We start from the raw sequence: 13,242 nt of genomic DNA, 5'->3' as shown, positions 1-13,242 counted from the left end.
CCGACCCGCGGGTACCCGTTCACCCTCGACACCACGGTGCGCTACGAACTCGTCGACGACGGCATCCGCGTGACCCACGGTGTCGTGAACGTCGGCCGAGACCGCGCGCCCTATGCGGTGGGAACCCATCCGTTCCTGCGCATCGGCGAGGTGCCGACATACGAGCTCACGCTCGCGGTAGCGGCCGGCACCCGCTTCGAGACGGATGACCGGCTCAACCCGATCCGAGAGACGACCGTCGAGGGCACGGCGTACGATCTGCGCGCCGGTCGGTTGGTGGCCGGCCTCGATCTGGACGATGCTTTCGGCGGTGTGACCTCCGTGGACGGCGTGAGCCGCCACCGGCTCACCGCACCGGACGGCCGATTCGTCGAGCTGTGGCAGGAGTCCGACTTCGCCTACGTGCAGGTGTTCACGACGCGCATCTTCCCTCGGGATGGCGGGCTCGCGACGGCGATCGCGGTAGAGCCGATGACCGCACCGCCGAACGCCTTCAACAGCGGCCAGGGCGTGAAGTGGCTCGATCCGGGCGAGAGCTGGTCGGGTTCCTGGGGCATCCGCTACTCTGGAGGCAACGAAGGGGAGTAGTTCCCTCGCGCCGGGTCGGTAAGACCGGTGTAGTCGGGAGTATCGACATACTGGCGGGTCACGACGACCGGCCCGGTACCCCACCGAAGCGACGAATGCCGTTGCTTCGGCGAACGAGACCTTCGGTCCCACAGGAGACTCCGGCGAGACCCGCGGATTCTTCGAGACCGAAAGGATCCCCGTGAGCGTCACGCGCCCGCCCTCCTCCCCCTCTGCCCCCAGCTCTTCCGACCTCCGTCGCTGGCGCCAGTACCTCGCCGACGAGAAGGCCGAAGCCTCGGTGTACCGCGATCTCGCCGGCCGTCGCTCCGGAGAAGAGCGGGCGATCCTGCTCGCGCTCGCCGACGCGGAGGGTCGCCACGAACAGCACTGGTTCGACCTGCTGGGTGACCAGGTCGGCAAGCCACGCCGCGGAGACTTCCGCACCCGCTCACTCGGTTTTCTCGCCCGTCGGTTCGGGTCGGTCTTCGTGCTCGCGCTCGCGCAGCGCGCCGAGGCCCGTTCCCCCTACGACTCGGACACGGATGCCACCCCCGCGATGGCCGCCGATGAGCGGATCCACGCCGAGGTGGTGCGCGGTCTCGCCGCTCGCGGGCGCAACCGGCTCTCCGGCACCTTCCGCGCCGCCGTCTTCGGCGCGAATGACGGGCTGGTCTCCAACCTCGCTCTCGTGATCGGCATCAGCGCGAGCGGGGTGCCCAACCATGTGGTCCTCCTCGCCGGCATCGCCGGACTCCTCGCCGGGGCCCTCTCGATGGGGGCGGGGGAGTACGTGTCGGTGCGGTCCCAGCGGGAGTTGCTTGAAGCATCCACCCCCGATCCCGAGAGCAACAGTGCCCTCCCACACCTCGACGTGGACGCGAACGAACTCGCACTCGTCTACCGGGCGCGCGGTATGACACCGGGTGACGCTGCCGCCCGGGCGGCCGAGGTGCTTCAGGATCACAGCCTCGCCGACCAGGAAGCTCCCGTCGACAGGCACGAAGCCGTCGGCTCGGGTTTCGGCGCCGCGATCTCGAGCTTCTGCTTCTTCGCGTCCGGCGCCGTCATCCCGGTGCTGCCGTACCTCCTGGGGCTCGAGGGAATCGCGGCTCTCCTGGTCGCGGCGGTGCTCGTTGGCCTGGCCCTCCTCGGCACGGGCGCGGTCGTCGGCCTGCTCTCCGGCGGACCGCCGCTGCGTCGCGCCCTCCGCCAACTCGGCATCGGCTATGGCGCGGCGGCTGTCACCTACCTGCTCGGCCTGCTCTTCGGCACGTCGACCGGCTAACAGTGCACCGCGGACAGATTCTCTCCGCGGGTCTCGGGAATGCGCCTACGGCTTGAGGATGCGCACCCGGCTGAGCGCGAACACCACGAGTCCGAAGAGAACTGTGAAGACCGAGATCGCGACGCAATACGCGGCAACAGACGCGTAGCCGGTCGCCGGGTCGAGGAACGGATAGGGCACCCAGCCGTCGGTGGCACCGCGGATCAGGATGACGACGAGCCAGACGACCGGATAGATCAGCACGATCCACAGTCGGTTGTACGGCAGTCTCTTTCGGTCGGCGAAGAACACCCAGTCCACCAGCGCGTAGATGGGGATGATGATGTGCAGGATATTGCTCGACCACCGGAGGTCGAACGAGCCGGCAAGCGAGGCACCGGCGAGCAGCGTGTTGTAGACGATCCCCACGATCACGATGATCGTCGTCGCGATGGCCCGCAGGGAGATCACCCAGCTCGGCTGCTTCTTGCGGCTCAAGAGGAAATACGCCGAGGCGAGGAAGGCGACCATCGTGATGATGTTGCTCTGAATAGTGAAGTAGCCGAAGAAGTTGACCGGGTTGATCGTGGTGCGCTCAGCGCTGTACGCGAACTGACCGACAATGGCGGCGAGGATCGCGAGCCCAGCCACCAACCGCAGGAGCCCGAAGAGTTGCTTCACCGATGTCCGCCATTCCTAGGGGGAAGCGATCTTGGTCGCCGTGGAAAAGAGCGTAGCGTGACGGATCCCTACTTGTCGCTAGCTTCGCCGCGCGGCTCCGCCTCATCACCGAGTTGAAGGCCGGATGGCCTGCCTGCCGCGAGCATCAGCGATTCGACCCAGGCGCGGTTCACGCCTGCGGGCCGGGATCCACTGAAGAAGAAATGGATGCGGATGCCGTTGTCAATCCAGATCGCGTGACGCCCGCTGCCCCGCTCCATCGGCTGAATCCACGAGAGGAAGAAATTCTCGCCCCGCCGCAATTTGGTGCTGATGACGATCTGCAGGTGAGTGAGGAGTCGATCATCGAGTTCGAATTCGCTGTCGCCGTAGTAGAGAACGCCCACGGTGCCCCCTTGCGGTCTGTGACGACAGGCGATTCCCTGCTGGTTGCAGGATAGTCGCCGTCGGAAGGCGCGATCAACGGGCGTACCCTTGGACCGCGGTCGACCGACCGACGCGATCGTTCCCGAGCTGAGGAAACCAGTGATAGTGAACCGCCTTACCGTCGATGGGCGAGACTACTTCCTCCCCGATCCCGTTACCGCGCTCAAATCACGGATCCTCGAAGCCATCAAGGCGGGCGGGGGCTACGTGACTATCCCGCCGCTCAAGTCGGGCAGCGGTGTCGAGATCCTGTTCTCGCCCGGAATGCCGGTGTTGTGGACGCGGCTCGATGTCGGGGGCGAGTCTGCGGAGGAAGCGCGAATCGATTCCACTGATGTCGAGCTCGGCGGCGACATCGGTAGCACCTTCTAGAGGCTTTCTGAGGCAATCCAGTCGGCGGGACGGTTCGCAGAGAACACCTGCTCGAGACGGGTGCTTGTCGTGGGCGGTGCGAAGAGAAAGCCCTGCGCGCGATCGCATCCCAGTCGACGCGTCTGTTCCAGGTGGTCTGCGGTCTCGACGCCCTCGGCTACGACGCGAATACCGCGCTCGTGAACGAGCGAGACGACGGCGGCAACGAGGGCGAGTGTGGAATCACTGCGTGCCTGAATTAAGGTGCGATCGAGTTTCAGTTCGGTTGCACCGAGCCGGAGCAATCGCTCGATCGAGGAGTATCCGGTGCCGAAATCATCGATCGAGATCCCCACGCCTCGATCCCGCAATTGGCCGAGGTGATCGCGCACCGGGCGGATGTCCGTGATCGCCTGTGATTCGGTGATCTCCAGGGTGAGGAGACCGGGAAGAAGGCACGTGCGCTCGAGGCTCGAGATGACATCCGCGAAGAAAAGCGGGGTCGAGAGTTGCGTCGCCGAGACATTGATCGACACTTCGACTGGGCGCCCCCGGCCGATCCAGCCAGCGGCGACCCGACAACCCTGTTCGATCATGTGCGCGCCCATGCGGTGGATCAGTCCGGTTCGTTCCGCGAGGGGGATGAACTCTCCGGGGCCGATGACACCGCGGTGCGGATGTTCCCAGCGACTGAGAGTTTCGACGGCAACGATGTCCCCCGTCCTCAGGTCGACTTGAGGCTGGAAGTGCGCGACGATCTCCCCCCGGGCGATGGCTTCCGATAGCTCGGATTCGCCGAGCGGGACCGCCGAGGGCTGAATGCTCACCCGACTCCTCCTCTGCGCGACCGATGGCTGTGAGGCAACCCTCCCCGTCGTCACGCGAGTTTGTCAACGCCCCCCATGGTCGTCGCCGGTAAGATAAACTCGCGCGCAACTCCGACGTATCCAGCTTCTCCAGTGGCGACGAACCGCGTGCAGGCTCTGGCCCGGCGGAAGACGGCATTCGCCCAATTCGTCCGGAACGTGGCGATGTATCGTATTTGCTCGCTACCCGCGACCCGAGAGCTGTCATGATCCCCTCCGCAGAAGCCCTCGGCGATCCGCTGGTTCGTAACAACGTGCGCGTCTTGGGCAACCCGAACGGTCGTCCGATCGTCTTTTCTCACGGATTCGGCTGCAGCCAGGAAGTCTGGCGCCATATGGTCCCCTTCTTCGAGCGGGACTATCGGGTGGTGCTGTTCGATCACGTGGGTGCGGGAGGGTCGAATCTCGCCGCCTACGATCACGGAAAATACGATTCGCTGGATGGCTACGCGCAGGATGTTCTCGAGATAATCGACGCCCTCGGTCTGACGCAGGCGGTCTTCGTCGGACATTCGGTCAGCGCGATGGTCGGCATTCTCGCGGCCAATCGCGACAGTTCTTGCTTCGGCGCTCTGGTGTTGGTCGGACCTTCGGCTCGCTATATCGACGACGCCGATTACCGTGGCGGCTTTGCCCGGGCAGACATCGATTCCCTTCTCGACACCCTCGACTCCAACTATCTGGGGTGGTCCGCAACGATCGCGCCTCTCATGATGGGGAATTCCGATCGACCAGAATTGGGTCGGGAACTCACCGAGAACTTCTGCACCACCGACCCGACGATCGCCAGGCATTTTGCGAGGGTGACGTTCCTCTCAGACAATCGTCGGGACCTCGCCAGGGTGTCTGTTCCCACCCTTGTACTTCAAAGCAGGGAGGACGTGATCGCCCCGGCCCCTGTCGGTCGGTATGTCCATGAGCAGATCAGCGGGAGTCAGTTGGTGATGCTCACATCAAGCGGCCACTGCCCCAATCTCTCAGACCCGGCTCAACTCGCGCGTCGAATTCTCGACTTCATCGGATGAGCGCACTGGGGCGGGCGGGCGCCGCAGAGACGCCGCCGATCGAGGAATCGCCGGAGGTGCTCTACGACGCTGCTCCGTGCGGCCTACTTTCGACGACGATGGACGGCGTGATCGTTAGCGTCAATCAGACTTTCGCGGCGTGGATGGCTACGTCTCGCGAGGCCCTCATCGGCACGACTTTCCGACAGCTGCTTTCTCCCGCGAGTCAGCTGTTCTTCGAAACGCGCTATCTGCCGGTGCTGCGACTCGCGAACGAGATCCACCAGGTCGCGCTCATCCTCGTGCGGCCCGATGGCTCGGAGCTGTCAGTGCTGGTGAATTCCATCGTCGCGACGGATGCGTCCGGTGCACCGATCTTCATCAGGACCGCCGTCTTCGACTCGACATCCCGACAGGACTACGAGCGACAGCTGCTCTCGGCCCAGCGTGCTGCAGAGCTGTCGGAGTCCCGCGTTCGCATCATCCAGGAGGCCTCGGCCGCATTCGATGCGACGACGACGGTCGGTGCGCTCGCTGAGGCCTTCGTCGCCGTGGCGCGTCACGCGTTCGCAGCCCCGGATGTCGCGCTTTTACTCCTCGACCAGTCGGGAGGGTTCGAGCGAGCCGGTGGCTCCCAACCGGTGAGCATCACGGAATCCCCCGACCCACGTCCCGAGCGTGACGCCTGTGACAGCTCACAGATTGTCGTTCTCAAGAATATCGATGAGGCGCTTGCGCGCTACCCCTCGACGGGGCACGCGATGGCCGCGGCGCGGGTGGATGCGCTCTGGGCGGTGCCCTTGATCGCGGAAGGAATCGTGGTGGGCGTGCTGGTCTGTTACTTCGGCCGTGAGCGTGCGATCGACGATTCCGGGGCTCTGTTGATGGGCACTCTCGCCTGGCAGGCGATGTTGGTGCTCAGCCGGATCCGGCTGCACGACGAACTCCATCACCTCGCGCTCCACGATCCACTCACCGGACTAGCCAACCGGCGTCTTCTCGAGGAGTGCCTGGCGCCGACCCTCGCGGCAGCTCACCGCCACGGAGGCCCGGTCACCGTGATCTTCCTCGACCTCGATGGGTTCAAGGCGATAAACGACTCCCTGGGCCACAGCAGGGGGGACGTCATTCTGCGCGTGGTGGCCGACCGGCTGGTCGCAGCCGTGCGACAGGACGATGTCGTCGGTCGGCTGGGTGGCGACGAGTTCCTTATCGTCTGCGCAGACTCGGACCAAGCGGAGGGCTCGGCGGTTGCCGAGCGATTGCGCGTCGCGGTCCGCACTCCCGACGACCGTCTGCCCGCTGAACAGACACTGACGGTGAGTATCGGGGTGGCCGTCTATCGACCCCGTGCAGGCCATCCCATTTCGGGCGCCGACCTCATCGCTACAGCCGACTCTGCGATGTATGAGTCGAAGAAGGCAGGCAAAGACCGGATCACCGTTCTGCAGGCCTGAAACGATCTCACCCAATCGTGTAGCGAAATGTGATGTTGAGGCGGAGCCGAATATGTCAATGATTCGCTGGGCTCCGCGGGACTGCATAAACATGAGGCTATTGTCAAGGCCCCTCGCGATCCGGTTGTGCCCCGTAGCTTCGAATCGCTGCCCCAGAGACCGTCAGCCTCCCGATCAACCTGCCAAGAGGATGCGACGCATGACGATTCAACCGACAGCCGACAGCGAATCGGCGTCATTGGCGCGCACGGTGTCCAATGATCTCCTCGGCAGAGTCGCAGCGGGAGATCACGCGGCATTCCGCGACCTCTACGATGCGATGGCTCCTCGCGTTCACGGCCTGATCCGACGCACACTGGTGGATGACGGACTCTCCCAGGAGGTCACGCAGGACGTCTTCTTCGAGGTGTGGCGGTCGGCATCCCGATTCGATGTGTCACGGGGTTCCGCGGTGAGCTGGATCATGATGATGGCCCATGGCCGTGCCGTTGACCGCGTTCGCGCGACGCAGGCCAGCCGGGACCGCGACCTGCGCATCGGAGTGCGCGACCGCGAAGTGAACTTCGACCCGGTGTCCGAGGCGGGAGAACTCTCGGTCGAGTCTGCGCGGGTGTCGATCGCGATGGCCCGACTCACCGTCATCCAGCGCGATGCGATCTCGATGACCTACTTCGAGGGGCTGAGCGGTCCAGAGCTGGCAGCCCGCCTGCAGATCCCGGTCGGCACGCTCAAGTCCCGGTTACGTGAAGCCCTCATCCGGTTGCGCGACGAACTGGGTATCGGCGCGACCCTTGAGAGAACGCTCGCCTGACCGGGGGATCCCGGCGATCCCGGCGAGCGTGAGCCCCCGCTCACACGAACGAGAGAAGTGCCCCGATCGGACGGGGCATGCGCGAGACGTCGATGGCGGACGCCAGCGCGATCGCGTACCGGGACTTCCGGCCACTGGTGGTCCCCATGAAGCGGTGCAGTTGCTGCTCCAGGGCTCGTCCGCGCTGCGCCGGCTGGTTCCGGAAGCGATGCAGCGCTCTCGCATCCCCCTCTTCTGAGATCACCTCGATCGTGCGTTCGGTGCCGATCGCGCGAATCAGCTCGAACTCGAGGTCGGGTACACAGACGAAGAAGCCGAGCTGCTCCATCTCGCCCCGGGTGAGTTCCGGATGACGGTCTGAGCCCTGCACCGCCTGGCGGAAGAAGCGCTCCTCCGCGGCATCCACGAGCCCGGAGAGCCGCAGATCCAGCCCCGCCGGGCCGAACGGTTCGAGGAACCGGCGAACGGAGGTGGCGCCTCCGACCGGCACGATGCTGATGTGCTCGAGTTCGACGTCCCGACCCAGGCGTTTCGCAAAGGTGTCGACCGCTGCGGCGTCACTCTGTCCTTCGACGAGCACGACCGTTGCAACGCGCCCGGCGAGCCCGCGAGCGATCCCGGCTGCGGCATCCGCGTCGGCACCCGCGGCCGCCCACGAGACCGCGGCATCGCGAAAGCGAGCCATGTCATGCATGACTCAAGTCTCGCAGGCCCGTGAAATGGACGCGGACGAGGAGCGGGCGGGCAGAGGCCGGGGTGGGCCTAGTCGGATTGCCGGGGCTCGGAGGGCGCGATCGAGGGAGAGCCGGGCTCGGTGGAGGTCTTGTGTTGCGCCGTGGTGACCCGACCGAAATAGCTGGCGATCGGAACGTCGGTTGACGAGTGGGCGACGATCGAGAGTGAGATCGCCACAACGATGAGGTGAAAGAGGTGCTCGGAATCCGGGTTTCCGCTGTCCAGCACCAGCAGGCCGTACAGCACGGACGCGAATCCTTTGGGGCCGAACCAGGCGGCGGTCGCTCTTTCCTGCCAGGGCAGCTTGCTGCCGATCAGCGCCAGCTCGACCGCGATGGGCCTTGCGACGACCAGGGTGAGCAGCGCGAAGAGATAGCCGGCCAGCGACACGTCCCCGAGCACACTCGGAGTGATGAGAGCACCGAAGACGAAGATGGCGACCAGCTTGACGTTTTCCGCGATGAACTCGCCGTACTCCCTGAAGGCGTCCCTCAGAGCCGGAGCTGCGCTGGCGATGGTTATGCCTGCAGAGAAGGCTGCCAGATAGAGATTCGCGCCGGTGGCGTCCGCGACACCGTAGATGATGATCGCGATCGCGACAGGCGCGAGAGAGGCGTACAGCGGAGTCGTGGTGAGGAATCGGATGCGCAGCAGAAGGGAAACGAGTAGAGGCACGACGACCCCGAGGGCGATTCCACCCACGAGCTCCAGAGCGAGCACGAGCGGTTCGACGGTGGGTCCTCCGACCGCAGCCACCAGTACGAGCACTACGGGCAGTGCGAGCCCGTCATTGAGCCCGGATTCGACGTTGAGAAGTCCGCGGATGCGTGCGGGGATCTCGGTGCGTCCGACTATCGCCGAGGCGAAGACAGGATCGGTGGGGGCGAGCACGGCCGAGATCAGCAGCGCTTCGAGAAGCGGCAACCCGAGAAGCGTGACTCCGAGCACGGTGGTGATGAGGAATGTGAGGGGCATCCCGAGAAGGAGCGCTCGCCCGGGCAGGCGCCAGGCCCGGGCCAGGTCGCGCACCGCCAGATGCTGGCCGTCGGTGAACAGCACCACGAACAGCGCGATCTGGGCGATCTGGGTGACCTGCGGGTCGCCGGCTTTGAGCGTGATGACATTGGCCATGCCGTCGCCGAGCAGGAACCCGGCGAACAGGAACACCACCGCGGTCGACAACACGGTGCGGTGGGCGAGGCCGGAGATGAGGATGGCGGCGACCAGGACGAGACCGAAGCTGAGGATCATCGCTGCCGCCCATCCCGTGCGACGGCGCCGATCGCTGGGCCTTCAGCGCCGTGCCGCTCCCGGCGACGAATCGCTGTTCGATCGATGGGTGGCATGCTGACTGGTCTCCCTCGTGACATCTCCGCCGAAACACAGCAGCCAGGAGTGGGCCCCGTCGGGCTCGAACCGACGACCCACGGATTAAAAGTCCGATGCTCTACCAACTGAGCTAGAGGCCCCTGCCGTTAAATCTAGCGTGGATTGCGCGACCGGCGAACGAGAGGCCAGTGCGGCATCCGCTCGCTTAGGCTTTATCGGATGACCGACGAGTTCCACAAGCCGACACAGTTCTCGGGCGCCAAGTTCGAGAGTTTCGTTGGTGGGGAAGACCCAGCCCAGATCAGTCGCGTCGCCCACGAGACCGCGGGCGCGCTGCTGAGTCGCGTGCGGCAGAGCTCGGACCAGGGGGTCGTCGACCGGCTCGTGGCCTTCACCGATGAGCACGGTATCGACGCCGTCGCCGAACTCTGGGCGCGCGCGAGCCCGCGCAGCCTGCCCGGAGCGCTCTGGCGCATCTACCTCATGCGTGCTCTCGTGCGGCAGGATGCCGAGGGCATCGCCTACCTGTTCCAGCGGGGCACCGAGATCGCGACCACCATCGATCCCGTCGTCGCCGGCGCGACCGCTCCCACCGGCCCCGCGGAGATCATCGCGCTCGCCGACCAGATTCTGCGTGGTCTCTTCCAGGGCGACTTCGGCGTGGCCCTCGACCGCGCCGCGGCCTTCTGTCGCATCACCGCGCTGGGTGCCACCAGCGTTGCGGACGACTCCGACGCCACCTCGCCGGAGCGAGCATCCGAACTCACCACCCGTGCCCTCCGTCTCTCGCAGACGGCAACGGAGTTCGTCTCCTGCGCCAGGCTCTGGCGCGCCGGTTCACTCGACTGAATCGTCCCCGGCCGCGGAGGTTCGCGAGTTGCATGCTTGTGTGGGTTCGCGCGCTGGCTGACCCGCAGAAGAGCGCAACTCGACGAGGGATGGCGTCGACGCGATCGTGCCGCCCACCGGAGTGAAAGCATCCAGCGTCGACGGGTACAATCGTCAACGGCTCGAAAGGGCCACCGCCGGGCCGCAGTAACCCCGGGCTCCAATATTCGCCGCTTCGAGCGGCCTAGCGCCGAGAGGCGTTTCTGCGGCCTGGCACCCATCTTTCTCTGGGATGCCGCGAATCCATCGGATCCGCCACAGAATCCGCCACAGACCAATCCGATTTGCCATCGGTTGCGAACTCCAGTTGTGACCCGCACAGACGGAACGGCCTCGGAAGCGAATCGAAGCCACTCCGGTTGCGCTGGTGACGCACAACTGAACATCGAGGTGCCGAAATGGACGCTCACCACGAGTGTCTTTTCGGTGCCGCGCACGATCACACGGATTGTTTGCAATGCTTAAGCTCGTGCCCCGTGAAACCGACCGCAGCCAGGACTACGAGTCCATGGACAAACCTGCGACCAAAGAGACTCTGCTCGCGCAAATCGCGGGCGGCGATCAGGCGGCTTTCGGGGCACTGTACGACGAGATCTCCCCGAGAGTATTCGGGCTGATCCGCAGGCTTCTCGTGGATCACGCGCAATCGGAAGAAGTGACCCAGGAAGTGTTCCTGGAGATCTGGCAGAACGCGTCCCGGTACGAACCGAGCAAGGGCGGGGCATCCACCTGGATCCTCACCATGGCTCACCGACGCGCGGTCGACCGCATCAGGTCATCTCAGTCCGGTCGCGATCGTGACGTGAAGATCGGCATCAGGGATTACGTTTCCGACTACGACAATGTGGCGGACACGGTAGAAACGACCATTGAACACGAGAGGGTGAAGGAAGCCATGTCGCAATTGACCGAACTGCAGCGCCAGGCTGTCACCCTTGCGTATTACGGCGGCTACAGCCACAGTGAAGTGGCAGCAATGCTCAGCGTGCCCATCGGCACGGTGAAGACACGACTGCGCGACGGCATGATCCGCCTGCGTGACGAATTGGGGGTGGCATCGTGACTGACCGCGAAGAACTACACCTCCTCAGCGGCGCGTACGCGTTGAACGCACTTGACGGCGACGAAAAGACTCGGTTCGAGGCATATCTGCTGACATCCGAAGAGGCACGGGCGGAGGTGGCTTCATTGTCGGATACAGCGGTGCTGATCGGACTCTCGGCCGACCCGGTCGCGCCTCCTGCGGACCTCAAGGCCCGCCTCATGGCCCAGATCGCCGTGACGCCCCAGCTCGCCCCGCTTCCGGCGGTGCGTCCGACTCTCACCGCGGTACCCGCGGTGACCACCCCGCAGCAGGACGCCTCCGCTGAAGCCATCCGCACGGCGAGCCTCGGCACGCCAACGCGGGCGTCGACGAAGGCCACTGCTCGATGGTTCACCCGACCGGCATCGATCCTGGTGGCTGCGGCCGCTGCGGTCGCGCTCTTCGTCGGAGGCAACATCCTCGGGCTGTCTGCGGGCAACGAGTCCCAGCAGCAGGCGGCGGCCATTTCGGCGATCGTCGCCGCGAGCGACTACCAGCAGGCCAAGGCGGATGTCTCGGGCGGCGGCAAGGCGACCTTCGTCTGGTCCGTCGGCCTCAAGAAGTCTGCAGTGGTGATCGACAAGCTCCCGAAACTCGCTGGCGGCAAGACCTACGAACTCTGGTACATCGACACGGCCTCGAAGGCGACACCGGCGGGGATCTTCGACGCCGCGTCATCGGGCAGGACTGTGAGCGTGCTCGCCGGAGCGATGACCGAAGGCGATACCCTCGGCATCACCGTAGAACCGAGTGGCGGCTCCAAGACGCCGACCACCGCGCCGATCGTGGCGGTACCCAGCGCCTGACGTCTTCGGTTCTCGATACCTGGGCACCGGCGGCAGAGTAGGTCGCTGAGCAAACGTGTCGAGGCATTCAGCGGCGTTCTCGATACGCGCCTCGAGGGCGACACTCGATCACCCGGGCGCTACTCGATCACCGGGGTCGCGGAGGTCGCTCAGCGACCGTTTCGAGACCGGTTATCCGAATTTGCCGGACACGTAGTCCTCGGTGGCCTGCACGCTCGGCTTCGAGAAGATGGTGTTCGTGTCGTTGTATTCGATGAGCTTGCCCGGCTTGCCGGTGCCGGCGATGTTGAAGAAGGCGGTGCGGTCCGATACCCGTGAGGCCTGCTGCATGTTGTGCGTCACGATCACGATCGTGTAGTCGAGCTTCAGTTCCTCGATCAGGTCTTCGATGGCGAGGGTCGAGATGGGGTCGAGCGCCGAGCAGGGCTCGTCCATGAGCAGCACGTCCGGGGAGACCGCGATGGCTCGCGCGATGCACAGGCGCTGCTGCTGGCCGCCGGAGAGGCCCATTCCGGGCTTGTCGAGGCGGTCCTTGACCTCGTTCCACAGGTTCGCCCCCTGGAGGGACCGCTCCACCAAGGCATCCCCGTCGCCCTTGGAGAGCTTGCGGTTATTGAGGGTGACGCCGGCGAGCACGTTGTCGCGGATCGACATGGTGGGGAACGGGTTGGCGCGCTGGAAGACCATACCCACCTGGCGGCGCACGAGCACGGGATCCACGCCTTCGCCGTACAGGTTGTTGCCGTCGATGATGACCTCGCCCTCGACGTGAGCGCCGGGGATCACCTCGTGCATGCGGTTGAGCGTGCGCAGGAACGTGGACTTGCCGCATCCACTCGGCCCGATCAGGGCGGTGACGGTGCGGGGTTCGATCGAGATCGACACGCCTTCCACCGCGAGGAAGTCGCTGTAGTAGATGTTGAGATCGTTCACTTCGATGCGCTTTGACACAGTTTTCCTTCGGGTCTGT

Annotated in this window: 14 protein-coding genes, 1 tRNA gene and 1 pseudogene; 9 read left to right on the top strand and 7 right to left on the bottom strand. The window is 65.1% G+C overall.

Annotated elements, in window-relative coordinates; all coding sequences use genetic code 11:
- Positions 1–588: pseudogene (locus VLI63_RS05185) on the top strand (aldose epimerase); the annotation flags it as partial.
- 181 nt (positions 589–769) lie between these two features.
- Positions 770–1,855, top strand: coding sequence for a VIT1/CCC1 transporter family protein (locus tag VLI63_RS05180; RefSeq protein ID WP_409155843.1), 1,086 nt, complete (start codon positions 770–772; stop codon positions 1,853–1,855).
- 45 nt (positions 1,856–1,900) lie between these two features.
- On the opposite strand, the gene VLI63_RS05175 is transcribed toward VLI63_RS05180, so the two are convergent.
- Together VLI63_RS05175 and VLI63_RS05170 are read right to left on the bottom strand one after the other, a co-directional pair.
- Positions 1,901–2,515, bottom strand: coding sequence for a Pr6Pr family membrane protein (locus VLI63_RS05175; RefSeq protein ID WP_409155842.1), 615 nt, complete (start codon positions 2,513–2,515; stop codon positions 1,901–1,903).
- Positions 2,516–2,583: 68 nt separating this feature from the next.
- Complete coding sequence (locus tag VLI63_RS05170) at positions 2,584–2,901, bottom strand: hypothetical protein (protein WP_185201621.1); 318 nt, start codon at positions 2,899–2,901, stop codon at positions 2,584–2,586.
- A 145-nt stretch (positions 2,902–3,046) separates the two neighbouring features.
- On the opposite strand from VLI63_RS05170, the gene VLI63_RS05165 reads away from it, so the two are divergent.
- Positions 3,047–3,313, top strand: coding sequence for a hypothetical protein (locus tag VLI63_RS05165; RefSeq protein WP_255461119.1), 267 nt, complete (start codon positions 3,047–3,049; stop codon positions 3,311–3,313).
- On the opposite strand, the gene VLI63_RS05160 is transcribed toward VLI63_RS05165, so the two are convergent.
- Complete coding sequence (locus VLI63_RS05160; protein WP_409155841.1) at positions 3,310–4,119, bottom strand: EAL domain-containing protein; 810 nt, start codon at positions 4,117–4,119, stop codon at positions 3,310–3,312. The two genes, VLI63_RS05165 and VLI63_RS05160, sit on opposite strands and share 4 nt — an antisense overlap.
- Positions 4,120–4,364: 245 nt before the next feature.
- On the opposite strand from VLI63_RS05160, the gene VLI63_RS05155 reads away from it, so the two are divergent.
- From VLI63_RS05155 to VLI63_RS05145, 3 genes are all read left to right on the top strand, one after another.
- The gene (locus tag VLI63_RS05155) at positions 4,365–5,183 is read left to right on the top strand and encodes an alpha/beta fold hydrolase (protein WP_409155840.1); all 819 of its coding nucleotides are present in this window, start codon (positions 4,365–4,367) and stop codon (positions 5,181–5,183) included.
- Positions 5,180–6,619: a diguanylate cyclase gene (locus tag VLI63_RS05150; RefSeq protein WP_409155839.1), complete on the top strand. Its 1,440-nt coding sequence runs from the start codon at positions 5,180–5,182 to the stop codon at positions 6,617–6,619. Before VLI63_RS05155 ends, VLI63_RS05150 begins: the two co-directional genes overlap by 4 nt.
- Before the next feature lie 199 nt (positions 6,620–6,818).
- Positions 6,819–7,430, top strand: a complete 612-nt coding sequence (locus VLI63_RS05145; protein WP_409155838.1) for a sigma-70 family RNA polymerase sigma factor — start codon at positions 6,819–6,821, stop codon at positions 7,428–7,430.
- 40 nt (positions 7,431–7,470) lie between these two features.
- Here VLI63_RS05145 and VLI63_RS05140 read toward each other — a convergent pair whose 3' ends face one another.
- From VLI63_RS05140 to VLI63_RS05130, 3 genes are all read right to left on the bottom strand, one after another.
- The gene (locus tag VLI63_RS05140; RefSeq protein ID WP_409155837.1) at positions 7,471–8,124 is read right to left on the bottom strand and encodes a TOPRIM nucleotidyl transferase/hydrolase domain-containing protein; all 654 of its coding nucleotides are present in this window, start codon (positions 8,122–8,124) and stop codon (positions 7,471–7,473) included.
- A gap of 68 nt (positions 8,125–8,192) precedes the next feature.
- The gene (locus tag VLI63_RS05135; RefSeq protein WP_409155836.1) at positions 8,193–9,416 is read right to left on the bottom strand and encodes a cation:proton antiporter; all 1,224 of its coding nucleotides are present in this window, start codon (positions 9,414–9,416) and stop codon (positions 8,193–8,195) included.
- Positions 9,417–9,561: 145 nt separating this feature from the next.
- Positions 9,562–9,634: transfer RNA gene (locus VLI63_RS05130), tRNA-Lys, on the bottom strand.
- Between the two features lie 79 nt (positions 9,635–9,713).
- Between VLI63_RS05130 and VLI63_RS05125 the strand changes: the two genes are divergently transcribed.
- The 3 genes from VLI63_RS05125 (at position 9,714) to VLI63_RS05115 (ending at position 12,272) form a co-directional block, all read left to right on the top strand.
- Positions 9,714–10,343: a DNA-directed RNA polymerase subunit beta gene (locus VLI63_RS05125; protein ID WP_409155835.1), complete on the top strand. Its 630-nt coding sequence runs from the start codon at positions 9,714–9,716 to the stop codon at positions 10,341–10,343.
- Positions 10,344–10,839: 496 nt separating this feature from the next.
- The gene (locus VLI63_RS05120; RefSeq protein ID WP_409155834.1) at positions 10,840–11,445 is read left to right on the top strand and encodes a sigma-70 family RNA polymerase sigma factor; all 606 of its coding nucleotides are present in this window, start codon (positions 10,840–10,842) and stop codon (positions 11,443–11,445) included.
- A 125-nt stretch (positions 11,446–11,570) separates the two neighbouring features.
- Entirely contained in the window at positions 11,571–12,272 is a 702-nt protein-coding gene (locus VLI63_RS05115) for an anti-sigma factor (RefSeq protein ID WP_409155833.1), read from the top strand.
- A gap of 171 nt (positions 12,273–12,443) precedes the next feature.
- On the opposite strand, the gene pstB is transcribed toward VLI63_RS05115, so the two are convergent.
- Complete coding sequence (gene pstB, locus VLI63_RS05110) at positions 12,444–13,223, bottom strand: phosphate ABC transporter ATP-binding protein PstB (RefSeq protein ID WP_185201611.1); 780 nt, start codon at positions 13,221–13,223, stop codon at positions 12,444–12,446.
- Positions 13,224–13,242: the final 19 nt, after the last annotated feature.

This window comes from Lacisediminihabitans sp. H27-G8, from assembly GCF_046156175.1.
Taxonomy (GTDB): domain Bacteria; phylum Actinomycetota; class Actinomycetes; order Actinomycetales; family Microbacteriaceae; genus Lacisediminihabitans.
The sequence above is the reverse complement of the archived record's forward strand: the minus strand, read 5'-3'. Positions and strand labels throughout refer to the sequence as shown.